The following is a 14,989-nucleotide window of genomic DNA, read 5'->3' on the forward strand; positions in this document are numbered from 1 at the left end:
GCAGCGCCATCCCGCTCCTTAAGCACCTTCGGGTGCTTTTTCTATTGTGCAAACATTGGAAGCGTCCCTCACGCAAACGGACGACACACAGCAGCACAGAATCGACCGGCTTGAAGATCAAATCATGCTGCTGGAATGGGTGCTCAACGAGCCGGCCGGCAAGTATCACTCCTGAAGTCGCCCGCCCTGTTCCAGAAATCCGTAGAATTCTTGAGTGTTCGTCGCCGCGATATTCCGCACAGTGTCGACGTCAAGCGAGCGCAACAGAGCGATTTCACGAACGGAGTCGATCACCATCGAAGGTTCCGTGAGCTTTCCGGTAAAAGGTCCTTCAAAAGGCCACGGTCCATCCGTCTCCACCATGAGCAAATCCAGCGGATACGTACGGGCAAGATGCCGGGTTTCCTCGTCATACAACACTTCCGGCGTCACCGAGATCATGTACCGGTTATCTATCAAGCGCTCCACCGTTTGCGGGCTTCCTTTGAACCAGTGAAAGTGTGCCCGGCGAATGCGGTATTTTTGCAGTAAATCCATTACGGTGTCCGTATCTTCATACACCGCGTGCAGCGCCAACGGGCGGTCCAGTTCCGCCGCCAACCGTACAAATCGCTCAAACTGCGTCATATACGGCGCCGTGTCGAACGGACGCCCCGCCGCTTCCGCTTCTTTACGAAGAAAATACGGCAGCCCCACTTCTCCGATCGCGAATGTTTCGTGCCTCGGCCGCTCGGCGATCCAGCGGCACAAGCTGTCCAGAGCCGCGCCCTCCAACGGCGGCTGCTCGGGATGATGCCCATACGCGGGAATCACCCGGCCAGGATACGTGCGGGCGAGCCGCAGGTTCTCTTCGCAGGAAGCCCGGTCCATCGACACGGACAGGACACCCTCCACCCCGCTTCGAAAAGCCGCGTCCAGCATAACGGTGCGCTCCGCCGGCTTGTACTGGTCCAAATGAATATGCGCGTCAAATGGCATCGGAATCTCCGTCCCCTTCTCCGAGCAAGGCCAAAATATCCCGCTTCAGCGCCGTGAACGCCGGCAGCGTCCAAACATCCGCGCGCCGGGGCCGCTCGAACGGAACCGTGATTTCCCTCAGCACCCGGGCCGGAGCGGGGGACAACACGTAAATCCGGTCGGACAGCGTCAGCGCTTCTTCAATGCTGTGGGTGACGAACAGCACGGAACGGCGCTGATCTTCCCACAGCTTCAGCAGCCACCGCTGCATCTCCGTCCGCGTCAGCGCATCGAGCGCCGCGAACGGCTCGTCCAGGCACATCACATCGCGCGGCATAAGCAGCGCCCGCAAAAACGAAATACGCTGTTGCATGCCCCCGGACAGCACGTGCGGATATTCTCCCGCCACGGAATCCAGCTCGATGCGGCGGAGCCAATCCTCCGCGCTCGCCCGCGCCTCGCCCCTCGCAGCACCGGCGATTTCGAGAGCGGACACAATGTTGTCCCGGACCGTCATCCACGGAAACAGCGACGCTTGCTGCGGCATATAGCTGATCAGCCCGCGCACGCCGGTGACGTCGCGGCCGCCGATGAGCACTTGTCCTCGATCCGGCGTCTCCACGCCTCCGATCAGCCGGAACATCGTCGATTTGCCGCTGCCCGACGGCCCGATCAGCGTTACAAATTCCCCTTCGCCCACACTGATCGTAATATCATCCAATACGGAGAACGTTTTTTTGTCCCGCACGTAGCTTTTGGAAATGTTCCGCAATTCCAGTTTGCTCATTTCGCGTCACCTGCCCGTCCTGCCCGGGATCGAGGACGCCAATAGACGATCCGCCGTTCCAGCAGCGCCGCCAAGCCGTATAACGCGAGACTCAGCGTCACGATGCAAATTACGGCCCCGAACACCGCGGTAATGTCGTAGCCTTTAAATTTTATAATGAGATAATAGCCGATCCCCTTGTCGGCGCCGAGCCACTCCGCCCACATCGCCGTGGACACGCTGTAGGTCACCGCAATCTTCAATCCCGATACCAAAAACGGCAGCGAAGCCGGAAGCTCCAGCCGGCGCAAAATATCCCATTTTGTCGAGCCGATCATCTCCAAGTACTCCCGCAAATGCGGCTCTGTGCGTCCCAGCCCGGCCAACATCGACCACGCCACCGGAAAAAAGCAGACCAGCGTCAGCAAAATGAGCTTGGGCGTCAGGCCGAATCCGAACCAAATCATCAGCAGCGGCCCGAGGGCGATGATCGGCACATTTTGGAAAGCGATAATAAAAGGTGAGACGGCCGAACGAACCAGCGGCATCAGATGCAGCACCACGGCTACGGCGATTCCCGTTGCCACGCCGAGCGCGAGTCCCGACAACACCAGCCGCAAAGTGGCGGCTAAGTGACGGCTCCATGCCGGGGCGTCCTCAGCCAGGTGGACGGCAATTTTCGCCGGACTCGGCAAAATCCAGGGGTCGATCTTGAAGATACTGCAGCTGAGTTGCCAAAGCGCGACGAATGCAACGAAAGAGACGGCGGGCGGCCACACCCGCCGCCAAACGTTATTTCCCATCGGGATATTTCTCCAGCAGGCGTTCGATCGATGCATTCGGCCCGCCCACAAGCAGCTTCACCTGCGATATAACAGACGGGCATCCCATCTCGAACATCGCTTCGTTCATGCGCTTCAGAACGGCGAGCAGCTCGTCGAACTCGCCTTCCATCGTCGTCTCTAACGGTCCCACGAGGTAGTTCACGCCGGACTCCTTGATGATCGCAATCGCGCGGTCCACATAAGGGATCACGTCTTCCCCGCCGTTCGTTTTCGGAATGATTTGTACGCTGAGCAGCGCCTTTGCCATGTTTGGCATCCCCTTTCACCGGACGAGCCGGAACCCGTCACTTCGGTAAAAATTCGTTGGTGAACATCTCATCGAAGTTCAATTTTTTCTTCATAATGCCGTGCTGCGTCATCCAGTCCGCGTAACCTTCCCACACCTCTTTTTTCTGCTCGCCCCAGCGCGGAGCGTCGTCCTGATATTTTGAACTCAGCCACTTCTGGCTGGCGCGTACCAGATCCTTGTTCAATTCCGGCACCGCCTGGATGAGCACATCCGCCGCTTCGTCGGGATGATCGATCGCGAACTTGTAGCCTTCGGCCGCACCTTCGGTAAACGCGCGCACGACGTCCGGATCGTTCTGAATCATTTTTTCGCCGGTCATGAGCAAAGGCGTGTAGTAGTCCAGACGCTTGTCGTAATCTTTCATCCAGACCATGTTGAGGTTTTCCTTGCGGGTTTCGGACTCGACCCCCGTCCAGGCGTAATAGATCCACGCAAAATCGATGTCCCGCTTCACCGCCGTGAAATAGTCCGCCGTTCCGATATTGACGATTTTCACTTTGGAAGGATCCGCTCCCTGCTCTTTCATGAGCGTCTCGATGACGGCCTGTTCCACGGGGGAGCCCCAGCCGCCGTATGTTTTGCCCTCGAAGTCCTTCGGCGATTTGATGTTCTTGGCGACCGGAGAAGCGAAGCCGGACGTATTGTGCTGGATAATCGCCGCGAGGGACACGAGCGGAACGCCGTTTTCGCGTCCGAGCGTCAGGTCCTCCTGATAGCCGACTCCGAATTGCGCCGCGCCGCTGGCGACCATTTGGCTGGCGCCGGTTTCCGGCGGCTGCACAATTTCCACTTTCAGGCCGCGTTTTTCCCAGAAACCTTTATCGCGCGCTACATACAGCCCCGTATGGTTCGTGTTCGGCGTCCAGTCGAGGACGACTTTCACTTCCTTGAGCGGCTTGCTTGATTCAGGTGAAGCGGACGGCGAATCCGTTGCCGGTGCGGACGGAGATGCCGCATCTTTCGAGCCGTTATTACCGCTGCAGCCGGTCAGCACAAGAAGTCCCGCCAGCACCGCCGCGCCCATTTTCCAACCTTTGATTCCTTTTTTCATGCTCTTCTCCCTCTCTTGGTCGTGATGGATGAATCCACTTACGTAGAGGGTGCCGGCAAAACCAAAAACGCCCCCCGATTCCGGAGGGCGTTCCAAATACACGAACGTATGCGCTCGCAGTCCTAAAAACCGCCGCGCTCCCGCCTTCCTACGCTGGTACTAACCAGATCAGGTATAAGGGTCTGCATCGTATTCGGGATGCACTCTCAGCCGGCCGTAACTCCAGCTCCCCCGGGGCTTTATGGAATTGTCGAAACCTTCTTCGTACCTTTTTATTATAACAGAGCGGACCGTGCTGTCTACCGTTTTACTTCCCGTAATCCTTCAAAAGCGCGGTTATCTCGTTGGTATACTTCGTGAGTCTTACGCTGAGTTCCGACCGCATGACCTCACGCACCATACCGAAACGATCTTCATACCCGCGGCATACGAACCGGTGATAAACGACTAATTCAGCCTGCTCGTCGTTCAGGATCTTAATATTCCGCCTGCTCAGTTCGCGCTTAACGCTATACATGTCTTTCGTTACTCGGTTCATGAGTAACTGAGTGAACGCGGCGAATACTCTTTTCAGAACGTTCGACGAATTCTGTACCTCTTCCAGGCAGTTTTGAAGTATGGTCAAAAGATGCGGCAGCAGTACGTAATCCCGAATCATCGTCAACTCTTCCGGCGTTGCCTGGCCTTCAGGTTTCCGATTGTTGCGCGACTCATATTGCTCTTGATGCTCAGTCAATAACATTTTCGATTGCCACCTCACGTTGCCCTCGAGCTTACTCAACGATAATGACCCCCAATCTGTGCTGCTCTCTCACGCGCCACACCCGACTCCAGCAAGGAGGATGCCCGCATAATGGCCGCATCGCCGAACCGATCCTTTATCGAATCCGTGGCCCGTTCAAGGTTGTATACCGTCGTACGGTCCTCAAATAGCGTGAGCTGGTACGTGTCGTCATCGGAAAGTTGGGTCAACGAAATAAAGAGGCGGCTTACCGGCATCCCCCGCCAGTGCTGGGCGAATAATTGACGCACGGCGACGGCCATTTCGTGTGTGAGCGATGTCGCATGCGGCAGTGTGATTTGCCGCCCGAATGAGAGCGTTCGCTCCCCATCGGTTTCTACAGCCCCCACCGAGACTACGCGGCCTTGTTTGCCCAGACGACGCGCCCGGCGACAGACCTCAACGACGAGCTCCAGCAGGACGACTTCAATGTCGGCTAATTTACGATAAAGGCTGGCGCGCAGCGCTTTGCCGTGGCTGATCGATTTTAAAGCGCCTCGTACCGATGTGACAACCGGGCTCGGATCGATACCGCGCGCCGTCTGCCAGTAATATTCCGCTTGGATATCGGATTGTTTGCCCATTTCCCGGCGCATTTTCCGCTTAAAATCACCCAGATCCAATCGTGCGATGTCACCGATCGTCCGTAAGCCCATTCGCCAGAAATGATGCGTCATTTTGGAGCCGACCATAAACATTTGTTCTACCGGCAGCGGCCATAGGTCGGTTTCGACATTGCCATCGTTAAGCTTAAAAATGCCGTCCGGGCGCTTCTTTGCGAAATTGTCCGTTGCCATTTTAGCGAGTATTTTCGATGGGCCGACTCCAACCCGCGACCATACGCCCGTAGACAAAAGCACTTTCGTCTGGATCTGGTGCGCAAGGTATTCAGCATCTCCTCTGCTGAACAGTGAACCGGTAACATCGAGAAATTGTTCGTCGATGGAATACGGCTCCACTAAATCGGTAAATGATTCGTAGATTTCCGTGATCAAGAGCGAAACTGTGATGTAGGTCTGCATCCGGGGGCGAATGACAATCAGATCCGAACACTTCGCAATCGCTTCGCCTACGCGTTCGGCTGTCGTCACCCCGCGCGCTTTGGCGATGGGGCATGCAGCGAGAATAATTCCGGATCTGCGCTCGGGATCTCCAACTGCTACCGGCTTATCCCGATATTCCGGGTGAGCCGCCTTTTCCACTGAAGCATAAAACGATTGACCGTCAATTAGCATGATTGTGCGTTCTCGTTGTTTATCGGTCGCCATTATCGAAATCCCTCCGAACAAACGTTCCCCGATTGATTCTTATTATATGCAGAACGCATGTTCGTATTCAAGTGGGAAATTGTGATGGCTATTTTATTGGGCGAGTGAAAAGTCCGCAGAAACCCGGTACAATAAAAGAACACGAGCGATAGGATCGGGGGAAAGCGACCATGTGCGGAAGATATACGATCACCGTGACGTTGGAAGAGCTGATGTTGCGATATTTCGCCGAATTTCCGGCGGTTCCTTTCCAATTGCCGCGTTACAATGTGGCGCCGACCCAGATGATGCCCGCGGTCGTGAACGACGGGCAGCGCAACCGGCTGGGCCTGTTGAAATGGGGACTCATCCCTCCGTGGGCGGACGATGAGAAAGTGGGCAGCCGCATGATCAATGCCCGGGCCGAAACGCTGGAGGAGCGGCCCGCTTACCGCAGCGCGTTCCGCCGCAAACGGTGCCTCATTCCGGCGGACGGGTTTTACGAATGGAAAACGGCGGCCGGCGGCAAGCGGCCGTACCGCATCGTGCTCAAGGGCGGCGGCCTGTTCAGCATGGCGGCCCTGTATGAGACATGGACGGCGCCGGACGGACGCAAGGTGAGTTCGTTCGCGATTGTGACGACTGAGCCCAACCGGCTCATGGCGGACATCCATGACCGCATGCCGGTCATTCTCCGCCCGGAAGACGAAGCGCTCTGGCTGGACCGGAACGTACAGGATCCGGAGCCGCTGAAAAGACTGCTCGTCCCTTATCCGGCCGGCGAGATGGACGCTTATGAGGTGGACAAACGCGTCGGCAGTCCGGCTCACGATGACCCCGCTTGTCTGGAGAGAGTATCGGGCTAAAACGAAACGCTCCGTCCCCGGCTGTAAAAGCCGGAGGCGGAGCGTTTTTTGGCTAGCGGAACATGGCCCACAGTTTGATGAGGTGCAGCGTGTTGTTCGGATCGATTTTTTGCGCCAGTATGAAAGACACGAGCTGCTCTTCCTGGACCTCCGTCAGCGGCTCATTGAGAATGCGCGCGGCGGATTTCACCAACCGCCGGACCTTCGCCCGATCCTGCAGGTCGTACTTCGTCACGCCTTCAAGCATTACCATCATCCGGTCCTTGATCGCCGGATTTTTCATTTTGAATTTGACACGCTCGACCAGATCCGGCCGTATGCCGAACTTCTGCCAACTCATGCCCGTCTCCCACACCCTTTCCGCCATGGCCTTCGGTTCATCTTATGCGGGAAAGCGAGGAAGATGAGTGGGCATATGGCGGGGCCCCCCTAATCCAGCGGCTCCCCTTGCAGCCGCGCTTCCCGCAGCAGATGGTCGCGCAGCGGCGCGTAAGAAGCCGACGACCAGAAATCGTCCTTGGCGGCCAGCTCGGCGGCATCGTCGCGAGCCTGCTCGAGCACCGCGAAATCGTTCAGCAGGTTCGCAAGACGGAATTCCGGCATGCCGCTCTGCTTCGTGCCGAAAAACTCGCCCGGACCCCGCAATTCCAAGTCCCGACGGGAAATTTCGAAGCCGTCGTCGGTATCGGTCATCGCCTTCATGCGCTCCTGGCCGTTCTCCGACTTCGGATCCGCGATCAGTATACAATACGACTGGTGCTCGCCCCGCCCCACCCTTCCACGCAGCTGATGAAGCTGGGAAAGGCCGAAGCGGTCCGCGTCCATGACGATCATGAGCGTGGCGTTCGGCACGTCCACGCCGACCTCGATGACGGTGGTGGACACGAGCACATCCGTCTCCGCCGCGGCGAAAGCCCGCATCGCTTCTTCCTTCTCGGCCGGCGTCATCCGTCCGTGCAGCAGTCCGATGCGCAATTCCGGAAGTGCCTGGCGCAGCTGCATGTGCAAATCGATGGCGTTTTGCACGTCGAGCTTCTCCGACTCCTCGATCAGCGGGCAGATGAAGAACGTCTGGCGGCCCGCCTCCTTCTCGCGCCGAATAAAGCCGAGCACGCGGTCCATCATCGAATGCTTCACCCAGTACGTCTTAATGGGCTTGCGGCCCTTCGGCCGCTCCCGCAGCGTGGACACGTCCAAATCCCCGAACACCGTAATCGCCAGCGTACGCGGGATCGGCGTCGCCGTCATCGTGAGCACGTCGGGGTTCATCCCTTTGCGGCGCAGAATGCTCCGCTGATTCACGCCGAAGCGGTGCTGCTCGTCCGTCACGACGAGACCAAGCCGCCGGAAATAGACGTCCTCCTGAATCAAAGCATGCGTGCCGACGATAATATCGAGCAGCCCCATTTGCAGCGAGGCCACAATGTCTTTGCGTTTGCGTTCCGTCAAGCTGCCCGTAAGCAGGCCCACTTGAATGCCGTGCGGCTCGAACAGCTTGGACAGCGAACGCGCATGCTGCTCGGCCAATATTTCAGTAGGCACCATCAGCGCTCCCTGATTCCCGTCCCGAACGGTCGCGTACAAGGCCACCGCCGCCACCACCGTTTTGCCCGCGCCGACATCCCCCTGCAGCAGCCGGTTCATGACATAAGGACGTTTCATATCGAGCAAAATTTCATTGATGACCTGTTTTTGCGAATCGGTCAACTCGAACGGCAGCCCGGCCACGAAGCGACGGATATCTTCGCTGTCGACCTTGTGCGCGACACCGTCAGGCTGTTTGCGGCTTGCGGCGCGATAGGCCTGCAGCTTCATCTGAAACAGGAACAGTTCCTCGTACACCATGCGGCGCCGGGCTTCTTGTCCTTCGTGCGTATTCTCCGGCCGGTGAATGCGCAGAACGGCCTCCCGGCGGGGTATGAGACGATGCCGGGCTACAATCTCCGCCGGAAGCAGTTCCGGAATCATGGCTCCATACTGCGTTAACGCACGGTCGATCGTTTTGCGGATCCAAGCCTGCGTTATGCTCCCGCCGACGGAATAGACCGGCTGCAGCGTGCCGGTTTTGCCCGCTCCCCGGTCCGGAAACTCCGACTCCGCGACCGTAAGCTGCCGGCGGCGTTGATCCCATTTGCCGGTCAGTGTGATGTCCCGTCCGATCGTCAGCTGATCTTTCAAGAATGCGCGGTTAAACCAGACCGCCGTGAGGATCAATCCTTCCACCGTGACCCTCGCCAAAAGTCTGGATTTGCCGCTGTAGCGCTGCAGCGAGGGGGCCGAAGCGACCGCCCCTTGCACGGTGATTTTCTCGCCGTCCTTCACTTCATGAAACGGCCGGACCCGGTAATCTTCATACCGGAACGGAAAGTAGTCGATCAGATCGCCGACCGTGTAAATGCCTAAGGCGTGAAGCTCCTCCGCTTTGGAGGGGCCCACGCCTTGAAGTCGTTCTACAGGTATGCCGAATAAATCGTTATTCATTATGCCCACCTCGAATCATCCGCGGAGTTTGCCCGCGGCTTGTTACTTGGCGGGGGTTACGAACACTCCGATCGTTCCGGGTCCGGCATGTGTGCCGACGACCGGTCCGATCTCCGACTGTACATAACTCCGTACGTTCAAATGCTGTTTCAACATGTCCGCCGTCTCGCCGCCGCCCGCGTCAAACCCCGGGGTGAGCACCATCATCAGGTTCACCGGCGTTTGTCCCAAATCGCTCTCCAGCAGCTCGGCAATCCGGGCTACGGCGCGTTTGTGGCCGCGAACTTTCTCGACGGGGAAAATCGCACCCTCGTCGTCGATGGACAAGATCGGCTTGATGTTGAGCAAAGATCCGAACAACGCCGCCGCTTTGCCGATACGCCCGCCCTTTTGCAAATACTCCAGCGTATCGACCAGAAAATAAAGCCGCATCTCCCGGCGCAATCTATGTACTTCGGCCACGATTTCTTCCACGGAAGCGCCTTGGGCAGCCCATTCGGCCGCCGCCACGACCATCTGGCCATATCCGTAAGAGGCCGATTTCGAGTCGATGACCGTAATATCGCCTTCATCTTCCATCATGGATTTCGCAATGACAGCCGATTGATAAGTGCCGCTGAACGCGCCGGACAGATGAATGGAAATGACGGACTTGCCCTCGGCGGTCAGCTTTTTGAAAACTTCGAGAAAATCGGCGGGAGAAGGTTGGGACGTCGTCGGTAACGACGGGGAAGCCACCAGCTTCTGGTAAAATTCCGCCGGCTGCAGCTCAATATTGTCAAGATAACTCTGGCTGCCGAAAATGACTTTCAGCGGTACCATCGAAATGCCGAGCCGTTCCCGCGTCTGCTGCGGAATATCCGCCGTGCTGTCGGTTACGATCGCAATCGAACCCATGGCCACATTTCTCCTTCAACGGTTTAGGATAGAAGCGGCGGATTAAGGCTCCACCGCGAATAAAAACGGGTAAAGCGGCTGTCCGCCTTCCTGCACTTCCACTTCCGCATCCGGATAACGTTCGCCGATCCAGGCTTCCAACCGGGCCGCTTGGCCCTCATCCGCATCGGCGCCTGTGAGAATGGTCACAATTTCCCCGCCGCCGACCAGCATCCGCTCCAGCAGCTGACGTCCGGCGTCTTCCGCCGACGCGGCTGTCGTCACGATCGTTTTGTCGAGAATCCCGATGAATTGACCCGCGCGAATATCCAAACCGTCCATCTGCGTATCGCGGACCGCCTGGGTGACCGAACCGGTCAACACCCGCTCGAAAGCTTTCGTCATTCGTTCGACGTTCGCCGCTTCCGAATCGTCTTCCTGGAAGGCGAGCATCGCCGCCATGCCTTGAGGAATGGTCCGCGTGGGAAGCACGATGACCGGACGCTCCGCCAATTCGGCCGCCTGCTTGGCCGCAAGCACGATATTCGGATTGTTCGGCAGCAAAATGACCGTTTGAGCCGACAAGGAGCGAATGGCGCCGAGCAAATCCTCCGTGCTCGGATTCATGCTTTGTCCGCCGGAGAGCACCACGTCCGCCCCCAAGCTCCGGAACAATTCAGCGTTGCCTTCGCCCACGCTCACCGCAACTACGCCGTATGGCGCCATTTCGTGCGCATCCGGATTCGGCTCGCTCTCGGGGGAAGCCGTAACGCCCGAAAAGGCGAAATCTCCATGCGGGATCCCCGAGGCGGCTTCCACACCGAGCGCTTCTCCGGCTTCCGGCCCTTTGGCCGCAACCGCCGCAGCCGCAGACGGCATGCCCGCTGCAGGTTTGAGCAAATCCCGATGCTGCTCCCTCATGTTCAAAATATGCAGATGCGTCAATTCACCATATTCCAGCGCGCTGTTGAGAACGTCGCCTGGACGGCGGGAATGCACGTGCACCTTCACGATATCCCCGTCTTCGATGAGGATAATCGAATCTCCGTCCCGCTCGAGCACTTGACGGAACGATTTCTCGGAAAACGGCTTCGCCGCGGAAGGACGATGAATGAAAAATTCCATGTCGTACGGAAAGTCGATGCTCTCCGTCTCGAGCTTGGCCTGCGCGGAAGCTTTCGGCTGTACGACGGACACGGCCGGAGCCGCGGCGGGCGTCACGATCGCGGGTGCCGCGTTGCCGGTCAAATAGGAGACAAAGCCTTCATAGATACAGACAAGCCCTTGCCCTCCGGAATCCACTACGCCGACCTGTTTCAGAACCGGCAGCATATCCGGCGTTCGCGCCAGCGTCTCGGACGCTTTGGCCAGCACTTCGGCCATCCATTCCGCCAAATCGGACGTGCGGCGCGCGTACGTCACCCCATGACGGGCGGCTTCCCGCGCCACGGTCAGAATGGTACCTTCCACAGGCTTGACCACCGCTTTGTAAGCGGTATCAACTCCCTGTTGCAGTGCATTCGCGAACAAAGGTACCGTCAGCTCCCGCTCGCCGGCCACCGCGCGGGAGAAGCCCCGGAACAATTGCGACAAAATAACGCCCGAGTTGCCGCGCGCGCCCATCAAAAGCCCTTTGGACAGCACTTCCGCCGCCCGTCCCACTTCTTCCGACGGTTTATGGCTAAGTTCGGCTACTCCGGCCGACATGGTCAAATTCATGTTCGTACCCGTATCCCCGTCGGGTACCGGAAATACGTTAAGCGCATTGATGCGGCTCTCGTTCGCGGACAATCTCTCCGCGCCGGCCAGCACCATGGCCGTCCATTCCATTCCGTTCAAAGCACGACTCAAAGCTGGTTGTCTCCTTCCTAGAGTGCGGCGAATCGTCCTGCGCCCTCGCAGCGATCCGCCGTCACGATGCCATGGCCCGAACCCGTGAAGCGTCCGGTTACTTCATCACGCGTACGCCCTGTACAAAGATGTTGACGAAATCGACTTTCAGTCCCACGACTTCTTCCAGTACATATTTGACTTTCGATTGAATGTTGTGGGCCACTTCGGAAATTTTCGTTCCGTAGCTGACGATCACGTACAGATCCAAATGCATAAGTTCGCCTTCCCGCCGGACTTCCACGCCGCGGGACAAATTCTCCCGTCCGAGCAGCTCGGCGATGCCATCCTTCAGACCTTTGCGGGAGGCCATGCCGACCAGGCCATAACATTCCATAGCCGCCGAACCGGCTATCACGGCGATCACCTGATCCGCCACGTCAATTTTTCCGTTTTCCGTCGCCAGCTGCATCGGCATGGAAATTCACTCCTTTATGCCTGTATTATGGACCATACCTCATTGTACTATAAAAAAACAGTACTTTGAAGCCGTTTTCTCCTAAAATCGGGGATAATCGGCAACCTTCGACACCAAGACCATAAAAAGCCGAGATTCCGCGACCTTCGATGGACTTCGCGCGAGGCCGCTTTTTTGCCATTGCAACTAAGCGCCCGGCTATGCTATGATAATATGGTGTTTGCAGTATCGGTAGGGAGGTGGATTTCATGGCTCGCAAATGTTACATTACGGGAAAGAAACCGGGTTCCGGCAATCATGTGTCTCACGCCAACAACCATAATAAACGCTCTTGGGGCGTTAACGTGCAAAAAGTGCGCATTCTGGTGAACGGCAAGCCGAAACGGGTATATGTGAGCACCCGCGCCCTTAAGTCCGGCAAAGTGACTCGTGTATAATGAAGGCTGCTGTTGATTTTCAAAAGGGCTCTTCCGGCCAGGTTCAGCAATGAAGTTGAACCTGGATCGGAGAGCCCTTTTTGCGTTCCTATCGGACGACACCTCGCCTCCCGGATTCAGCGCAAAAACACCTGCAAAGCAGGTGTTGCCGCAAGGGCACGCTGCCGGGAACCGGGGACGTCAGTTTTTGTGAAACGTATTCAGGATCGCTTTGACGAAACCGCCCAAAAATCTCGGCAGTTTGATGGTGTAAAATTTCATTCTCCCATCCCTCCTCCGCAGGATTCACCCATCCCCCGGAATCCGCAAGCCCGGTTCCGACGCCTGTTCGGGTTTTTCCCTCTCATACGACGCGTTCCGATATGCGGGTGCTCGCTGTTGATACATATGTATGCGGATTTTGTTTTGTCCTATACCAGAGGAAGGGGCACAAAGGAAAAATGGGCACGGCGCCGGATGGCGGCGCCGCTTCAGTCGGCGAGCCTGGATGCCGCACGCAGCGAAGAGATCGCCGAAGCGCGGTCTGGAGCTCCGAAAATATATGTGCCGGCAACGAGCGCATCCGCCCCGGCTTCCGTCACGAGGGCCGCCGTCTCGGCATTAATGCCCCCGTCCACTTCGATCCGGATATCTCGGCGGCCTTTGCGCTCAAGGAGCTGCCGCAAGTCACGCAATTTCGGCAGCATCTCCGGCAAGAACGCCTGGCCTCCGAATCCCGGGTTAATCGTCATGATGAGGACGAGGTCGATCATATCCAGCACATATTCGATAACGGATAACGGCGTGTGCGGATTCAGCGCGACGCCGGCTTTGAGGCCGAGCTCGCGAATCGACCCCAGCGTGCGGTGAAGATGCACGCACGCTTCCGGATGGACCGTAAGCCGGTCCGCTCCCGCCTTCGCCAGCGCGGGGAACAGCGTTTCCGGAGATTGCGTCATCAAATGGACATCAAAAGGCAGCTTCGTTACGGGCCGGATCATGGACACGATCGGCGGGCCGAACGTCAAATTCGGCACGAAATGATTGTCCATAATGTCCACGTGTATCCAATCCGCACCCGCCGCTTCGATGTCACGTATTTCCTCGCCCAGCCGCGAAAAGTCGGCGGCCAGGATGGAAGGGGCGATCGTCAGCATGTCAATACCTCCGTGGTTTCTCTTTCCATTCCGTCATAAACAGTTTGTAATGGTCGTATCGGCTTTGCGCGACTCGGCCTTCATCCAAGGCTTGACGCACCGCGCATCCCGGTTCATGAATATGCGTGCAGCCGCCGCGAAATTTGCAGCCGGCCGACAATTCCCGAAATTCGCGGAAACAGTAGCCGATTTCGTCGATGCCGAGCTCGGTGAAATCGAGCTGGCTGAAGCCCGGCGTATCGGCGACAAGGCCTCCTCCGGGCAGCGAAACGAGCTCCACGTGCCGGGTCGTATGCTTGCCTCTGCCGAGCTTCTCGCTGATTTCGCCCGTTTGGAGCGTCAATCCGGGAACGAGCGAGTTGAGCAGCGTCGATTTGCCGACACCCGATTGCCCCGCGAAAACGGCGATATGGCCTGCCAAACGCTGCTGCACATCCGCGACGCCGACCCCTTCGCGGGCGCTGGTGACCAGCACCTCATACCCGATCGACGTGTACATCCGCTTGGCCTCTTCCACCCGCGCGCGGGCTTCGGCGCCTTCCGGGCCTTCCGGAATGCGGTCGTTTTTTGTCCACACTAACACGGTATCCAGTTCGGCATGCTCGACGTGGACCAAGAACTTGTCCAGCAGCTGAAGGTTCAAATCCGGATGGACGACCGAAAATACGAGCACCGCCAAGTCCGCATTGGCGACCGGGGGACGGATCAGAGCGGAACGGCGCGGCAAAATTTCGTTTACCGTGCCTTCCCCGTTTTCCGTTGCTTCATAGGTCACGCGGTCGCCCGCCAGCGGCGATTCGCCCCGCTTTTTGAAAATGCCCCGGGCGCGGCACTGCACAAGCGGCCCGCCCCGGTCGTCCCGCACATAATAATAACCGCTGAGCGCCTTCACGATAATTCCTTCCGGCATCAGCTCACGGCTCCTTCATCCAGACTGATTCTACGCTTC

Annotated in this window: 18 protein-coding genes and 1 riboswitch; of the genes, 3 read left to right on the forward strand and 15 right to left on the reverse strand. The window is 57.8% G+C overall.

All coding sequences use genetic code 11. The annotated features are described in order from the left end of the window. Positions 1 to 46: 46 nt before the first annotated feature. Positions 47 to 175 carry a hypothetical protein gene (locus tag E5161_RS21265; protein ID WP_281279843.1) on the forward strand — a complete coding sequence of 43 codons (129 nt, stop codon included), beginning with the start codon at positions 47 to 49 and terminating at the stop codon, positions 173 to 175. On the opposite strand, the gene E5161_RS04890 is transcribed toward E5161_RS21265, so the two are convergent. The 7 genes from E5161_RS04890 to E5161_RS04920 all read right to left on the reverse strand — a co-directional run bounded on the left by E5161_RS04890 (position 166) and on the right by E5161_RS04920 (position 5,957). Continuing rightward, complete coding sequence (locus tag E5161_RS04890; RefSeq protein ID WP_136776601.1) at positions 166 to 978, reverse strand: TatD family hydrolase; 813 nt, start codon at positions 976 to 978, stop codon at positions 166 to 168. The two genes, E5161_RS21265 and E5161_RS04890, sit on opposite strands and share 10 nt — an antisense overlap. Further along, the gene (locus E5161_RS04895) at positions 968 to 1,744 is read right to left on the reverse strand and encodes an ABC transporter ATP-binding protein (protein ID WP_136776602.1); all 777 of its coding nucleotides are present in this window, start codon (positions 1,742 to 1,744) and stop codon (positions 968 to 970) included. The genes E5161_RS04890 and E5161_RS04895 overlap by 11 nt, the downstream gene beginning before the upstream one ends. After that, complete coding sequence (locus tag E5161_RS04900) at positions 1,741 to 2,526, reverse strand: ABC transporter permease (protein ID WP_136776603.1); 786 nt, start codon at positions 2,524 to 2,526, stop codon at positions 1,741 to 1,743. Before E5161_RS04900 ends, E5161_RS04895 begins: the two co-directional genes overlap by 4 nt. Beyond that, entirely contained in the window at positions 2,516 to 2,815 is a 300-nt protein-coding gene (locus E5161_RS04905) for a thiamine-binding protein (protein ID WP_136776604.1), read from the reverse strand. The genes E5161_RS04900 and E5161_RS04905 overlap by 11 nt, the downstream gene beginning before the upstream one ends. A gap of 37 nt (positions 2,816 to 2,852) precedes the next feature. Continuing rightward, positions 2,853 to 3,908, reverse strand: coding sequence for an ABC transporter substrate-binding protein (locus E5161_RS04910; protein WP_136776605.1), 1,056 nt, complete (start codon positions 3,906 to 3,908; stop codon positions 2,853 to 2,855). A 128-nt stretch (positions 3,909 to 4,036) separates the two neighbouring features. After that, positions 4,037 to 4,151, reverse strand: a riboswitch (TPP riboswitch). Between the two features lie 64 nt (positions 4,152 to 4,215). Beyond that, positions 4,216 to 4,650 carry a YhjD family protein gene (locus E5161_RS04915; RefSeq protein ID WP_246042102.1) on the reverse strand — a complete coding sequence of 145 codons (435 nt, stop codon included), beginning with the start codon at positions 4,648 to 4,650 and terminating at the stop codon, positions 4,216 to 4,218. Between the two features lie 35 nt (positions 4,651 to 4,685). Continuing rightward, a complete protein-coding gene (locus tag E5161_RS04920; protein WP_136776607.1) occupies positions 4,686 to 5,957 on the reverse strand; it encodes a DNA polymerase IV in 1,272 nt (423 codons plus the stop codon). 170 nt (positions 5,958 to 6,127) lie between these two features. Between E5161_RS04920 and E5161_RS04925 the strand changes: the two genes are divergently transcribed. Further along, complete coding sequence (locus tag E5161_RS04925; RefSeq protein WP_136776608.1) at positions 6,128 to 6,802, forward strand: SOS response-associated peptidase; 675 nt, start codon at positions 6,128 to 6,130, stop codon at positions 6,800 to 6,802. 52 nt (positions 6,803 to 6,854) lie between these two features. On the opposite strand, the gene E5161_RS04930 is transcribed toward E5161_RS04925, so the two are convergent. From E5161_RS04930 to E5161_RS04950, 5 genes are all read right to left on the reverse strand, one after another. Next, positions 6,855 to 7,142: a stage VI sporulation protein F gene (locus E5161_RS04930; RefSeq protein ID WP_136776609.1), complete on the reverse strand. Its 288-nt coding sequence runs from the start codon at positions 7,140 to 7,142 to the stop codon at positions 6,855 to 6,857. An 89-nt stretch (positions 7,143 to 7,231) separates the two neighbouring features. Continuing rightward, positions 7,232 to 9,283: an ATP-dependent DNA helicase RecG gene (gene recG / locus E5161_RS04935; RefSeq protein WP_136776610.1), complete on the reverse strand. Its 2,052-nt coding sequence runs from the start codon at positions 9,281 to 9,283 to the stop codon at positions 7,232 to 7,234. 42 nt (positions 9,284 to 9,325) lie between these two features. Further along, entirely contained in the window at positions 9,326 to 10,180 is an 855-nt protein-coding gene (locus E5161_RS04940; protein WP_136776611.1) for a DegV family protein, read from the reverse strand. Between the two features lie 42 nt (positions 10,181 to 10,222). Further along, complete coding sequence (locus tag E5161_RS04945; RefSeq protein WP_136776948.1) at positions 10,223 to 11,974, reverse strand: DAK2 domain-containing protein; 1,752 nt, start codon at positions 11,972 to 11,974, stop codon at positions 10,223 to 10,225. 133 nt (positions 11,975 to 12,107) lie between these two features. Beyond that, positions 12,108 to 12,467, reverse strand: coding sequence for an Asp23/Gls24 family envelope stress response protein (locus E5161_RS04950; RefSeq protein WP_136776612.1), 360 nt, complete (start codon positions 12,465 to 12,467; stop codon positions 12,108 to 12,110). Positions 12,468 to 12,715: 248 nt separating this feature from the next. On the opposite strand from E5161_RS04950, the gene rpmB reads away from it, so the two are divergent. After that, positions 12,716 to 12,904, forward strand: a complete 189-nt coding sequence (rpmB, locus tag E5161_RS04955) for a 50S ribosomal protein L28 (RefSeq protein ID WP_136776613.1) — start codon at positions 12,716 to 12,718, stop codon at positions 12,902 to 12,904. Positions 12,905 to 13,084: 180 nt separating this feature from the next. Here the strand turns inward: rpmB and spoVM are convergent, their stop codons facing one another. From spoVM to rsgA, 3 genes are all read right to left on the reverse strand, one after another. Next, the gene (gene spoVM, locus E5161_RS04960; RefSeq protein ID WP_136776949.1) at positions 13,085 to 13,165 is read right to left on the reverse strand and encodes a stage V sporulation protein SpoVM; all 81 of its coding nucleotides are present in this window, start codon (positions 13,163 to 13,165) and stop codon (positions 13,085 to 13,087) included. 209 nt (positions 13,166 to 13,374) lie between these two features. After that, positions 13,375 to 14,040: a ribulose-phosphate 3-epimerase gene (rpe, locus tag E5161_RS04965; protein WP_136776614.1), complete on the reverse strand. Its 666-nt coding sequence runs from the start codon at positions 14,038 to 14,040 to the stop codon at positions 13,375 to 13,377. 1 nt (position 14,041) lies between these two features. Beyond that, a complete protein-coding gene (gene rsgA / locus E5161_RS04970; RefSeq protein ID WP_136776615.1) occupies positions 14,042 to 14,950 on the reverse strand; it encodes a ribosome small subunit-dependent GTPase A in 909 nt (302 codons plus the stop codon). Positions 14,951 to 14,989: the final 39 nt, after the last annotated feature.

It is taken from the genome of Cohnella pontilimi, assembly GCF_005049045.1.
GTDB lineage: Bacteria > Bacillota > Bacilli > Paenibacillales > Paenibacillaceae > Cohnella > Cohnella pontilimi.

Excerpts from the sequence above, each read along its gene's own strand:
- E5161_RS04890 (WP_136776601.1), bottom strand. The coding sequence starts at position 978 with ATGCCATTTGACGCGCATATTCATTTGGACCAGTACAAGCCGGCGGAG.
- E5161_RS04895 (WP_136776602.1), bottom strand. The coding sequence starts at position 1,744 with ATGAGCAAACTGGAATTGCGGAACATTTCCAAAAGCTACGTGCGGGAC.
- E5161_RS04900 (WP_136776603.1), bottom strand. The coding sequence starts at position 2,526 with ATGGGAAATAACGTTTGGCGGCGGGTGTGGCCGCCCGCCGTCTCTTTC.
- E5161_RS04905 (WP_136776604.1), bottom strand. The coding sequence starts at position 2,815 with ATGGCAAAGGCGCTGCTCAGCGTACAAATCATTCCGAAAACGAACGGC.
- E5161_RS04910 (WP_136776605.1), bottom strand. The coding sequence starts at position 3,908 with ATGAAAAAAGGAATCAAAGGTTGGAAAATGGGCGCGGCGGTGCTGGCG.
- E5161_RS04915 (WP_246042102.1), bottom strand. The coding sequence starts at position 4,650 with ATGTTATTGACTGAGCATCAAGAGCAATATGAGTCGCGCAACAATCGG.
- E5161_RS04920 (WP_136776607.1), bottom strand. The coding sequence starts at position 5,957 with ATGGCGACCGATAAACAACGAGAACGCACAATCATGCTAATTGACGGT.
- E5161_RS04925 (WP_136776608.1), top strand. The coding sequence starts at position 6,128 with ATGTGCGGAAGATATACGATCACCGTGACGTTGGAAGAGCTGATGTTG.
- E5161_RS04930 (WP_136776609.1), bottom strand. The coding sequence starts at position 7,142 with ATGAGTTGGCAGAAGTTCGGCATACGGCCGGATCTGGTCGAGCGTGTC.
- recG (WP_136776610.1), bottom strand. The coding sequence starts at position 9,283 with ATGAATAACGATTTATTCGGCATACCTGTAGAACGACTTCAAGGCGTG.
- E5161_RS04940 (WP_136776611.1), bottom strand. The coding sequence starts at position 10,180 with ATGGGTTCGATTGCGATCGTAACCGACAGCACGGCGGATATTCCGCAG.
- E5161_RS04945 (WP_136776948.1), bottom strand. The coding sequence starts at position 11,974 with ATGGTGCTGGCCGGCGCGGAGAGATTGTCCGCGAACGAGAGCCGCATC.
- E5161_RS04950 (WP_136776612.1), bottom strand. The coding sequence starts at position 12,467 with ATGCCGATGCAGCTGGCGACGGAAAACGGAAAAATTGACGTGGCGGAT.
- rpmB (WP_136776613.1), top strand. The coding sequence starts at position 12,716 with ATGGCTCGCAAATGTTACATTACGGGAAAGAAACCGGGTTCCGGCAAT.
- spoVM (WP_136776949.1), bottom strand. The coding sequence starts at position 13,165 with ATGAAATTTTACACCATCAAACTGCCGAGATTTTTGGGCGGTTTCGTC.
- rpe (WP_136776614.1), bottom strand. The coding sequence starts at position 14,040 with ATGCTGACGATCGCCCCTTCCATCCTGGCCGCCGACTTTTCGCGGCTG.
- rsgA (WP_136776615.1), bottom strand. The coding sequence starts at position 14,950 with ATGCCGGAAGGAATTATCGTGAAGGCGCTCAGCGGTTATTATTATGTG.